Origin of the sequence: Streptomyces sp. SID3212 (genome assembly GCF_009865405.1) — a bacterium.
Classification (GTDB): Bacteria; Actinomycetota; Actinomycetes; order Streptomycetales; family Streptomycetaceae; genus Streptomyces.
In genome coordinates, this window is the sequence record NZ_WWJY01000284.1 from 1 (window position 1) to 2,460 (window position 2,460).

Genomic DNA, 2,460 nt, shown 5'->3' on the forward strand with positions numbered 1-2,460 from the left:
CCGGCCGCCGGAGCGGTGCTCCCGGCCGCCGAAGCGGTGATCCCGCCCGCCGCTCCACTCCCCCGCTCCGGTACGACCCCGATCCCCGCCGCCTCCAGGAACGCGACGAAGCGGTCGGTGACGTCCCGGGGATAGCGCGCCGCGACAGCGACCCGGCCGACCCCCAGAGCCCGTACCGCGTGGGCGAAGGCGAACGACGTGCTCGACGCCGGCAGCCCCGCCGCGACGGCCAGCGCCCGCGTGTGCTCGTGCGCCCCGTCCCACCCGTACATGAAACTGCCACTGGCGGACGCCCACACGACGCACTCCGCGCCCGCGAGCCTCAGTTCGGCCACTCCCTCGGCCAGCCGGTCGGGCTCGCCCATGTCCGCGTGGACCAGGGGCAGTCTGACGTCGGTGCCCAGCAGCATCTCGATGCGCGGAAAGTCGTCCTCGGCGGCATGTCCGGGACAGAGAAGTCCAACGGTCGTCATGTCCAGCCTTCCTGTGTCGTCACGGGATCGATGACGAATACCCCCTCCTCCCAGGCGTACTCCCCCTGCCGCTCCGCACGCCACCCCCACCCCCGGTGCGCTGTTGACGACCTTCGGGCGAGGTGCGAGCGTGGTCGATCCGCACCTCCCGGACGCCGCTCCCGGACGCCGGCGGAAGGGCTCCGACGGCAGAAGGGCTCCCCCTCATGGCCGCACCGACCCTGCTCGTCCTGGACGCGGCGGGCCAGGACCCCGCCCCGCGTCTCGGCAGGCTGACCGGGCGGGCGACGGTTCTGCACACCGACGGGGCCGGGCTCGCGGCCCGGCTGCCCGCCGCCGACGTGCTGCTGGTCTGGGACCTCACCTCGGACGCGGTACGGGGAGCGTGGCCGGGTACGGGCCCGCGGCCCCGCTGGGTGCACACCGCGAGCGCCGGGGTCGACCGGCTGCTCTGCCCCGAACTGGTCGCCTCCGAGACCGTCGTCACCAACGCGCGCGGCATCTTCGAGGAACCCGTCGCGGAGTACGTGGCAGGCCTGGTCCTCGCCATGGCCAAGGACCTGCCGGGGACGCTGGAGCTGCAACGCGGACGGCGGTGGCACCACCGCGAGGGGCTGCGCGTCGCGGGCAGCAGAGCCACCGTGATCGGCTCGGGCCCCCTCGGCCGGGCCGTCGCGACCACCCTGCGCGCGCTGGGCGTGACGGTCGCCGTCACCGGCAGCCGGGCGCGGCCCGGCGTCCACGGACCCGAGCACCTGCAACGGCTGCTCACCCGCGCCGACTGGGTGATCTGCGCCGCCCCGCTGACGGAGGCGACCCGGGGCATGTTCGACGCCCAGCGCTTCGGTCTGATGCAGCCGTCCGCGCGTTTCATCAACGTCGGGCGCGGGGAGCTGGTCGTCGAGAGCGACCTCGTCGCCGCCGTGTCCAAGCGCTGGATCGCGGGCGCGGCGCTGGACGTCTTCGACCGGGAGCCGCTGGATCCGGCGAGCCCGCTGTGGGACGTACCGGGTCTGATCGTGTCCCCGCACATGAGCGGGGACACCGTCGGCAGGCTCGACCGGCTGGGTGAGCAATTCATCGATCTGTACGAACTCTGGGCCGCCGGAAAGCCCCTCCGTAACGTGGTCGACAAGAAACGTGGGTACGTCCCCCCGCATGACTGACCCCGCGTCGCCCACGTTCCTGACCGACCTGACGGCACACCAGCTCCTGGCCGGGTACGCGAAGGGGGACTTCTCGCCCGTCGACGTCACCCTGGCCGTCCTGGAGCGGATCGAGACCGTACAACCGCTGGTCAACGCGTTCGTACGGCTGAACGCGGACGACGCGCTCGCGCAGGCGCGGGCGTCGGCCGGCCGGTGGCGCGAGAAGCGGCCCCAGGGCTTGCTGGACGGGGTGCCGGTCTCGGTGAAGGACACGTTCCGGCAGCGCGGCCTGCCCACGCTGCGCGGTTCGCGGACGGTACGGGCGGAGGGCGAGGGACCGGCGGGCGGCTGGGACCAGGACGCGCCGGCGGTCGCGCGGCTGCGGGAGCACGGCGCGGTGCTGGTCGGGAAGACGACCACCCCCGAGTTCGGGTGGAAGGGGGTGACGGACTCGGCGCTGTCCGGGGTGACGCGCAATCCGTACGACCTGGCCCGCACGTCCGGCGGGTCGAGCGGCGGCAGCGCGGCAGCGGTCGCTCTCGGCGCGGCGCCGCTGTCCATCGGTACGGACGGCGGGGGTTCGGTCCGTATCCCGGCGGCCTTCTGCGGGATCTTCGGGTTCAAGCCGACGTACGGGCGGGTGGCGCAGTACCCGGCGAGCCCGTTCGGCACGCTCGCGCACGCGGGGCCGCTGGCCCGGGACGCGGCGGACGCGGCGCTGCTGCTGGACGTGATCAGCGGTCCTGATCCGCGCGACTGGTCCGGGCTCGCGCCGACCGCGGGGGTGTCCGGCTCGCTCGCGAAGGACGGGCGGGACGGGCGGGACAGGCGGGACGGGC

General features: G+C 74.3%; 2 protein-coding genes and 1 pseudogene. 2 read left to right on the top strand and 1 reads right to left on the bottom strand.

All coding sequences use genetic code 11. The annotated features are described in order from the left end of the window. Positions 1-473: pseudogene (locus GT042_RS08840) on the bottom strand (decarboxylase); the annotation flags it as partial. Between the two features lie 206 nt (positions 474-679). Between GT042_RS08840 and GT042_RS08845 the strand changes: the two are divergent. Together GT042_RS08845 and GT042_RS08850 are read left to right on the top strand one after the other, a co-directional pair. Continuing rightward, positions 680-1,639, top strand: a complete 960-nt coding sequence (locus GT042_RS08845) for a D-2-hydroxyacid dehydrogenase (RefSeq protein ID WP_161308157.1) — start codon at positions 680-682, stop codon at positions 1,637-1,639. Continuing rightward, positions 1,632-2,460: amidase family protein (locus GT042_RS08850; RefSeq protein WP_272925695.1), on the top strand; the 829-nt coding region annotated here is incomplete at its 3' end. The genes GT042_RS08845 and GT042_RS08850, both read left to right, overlap by 8 nt.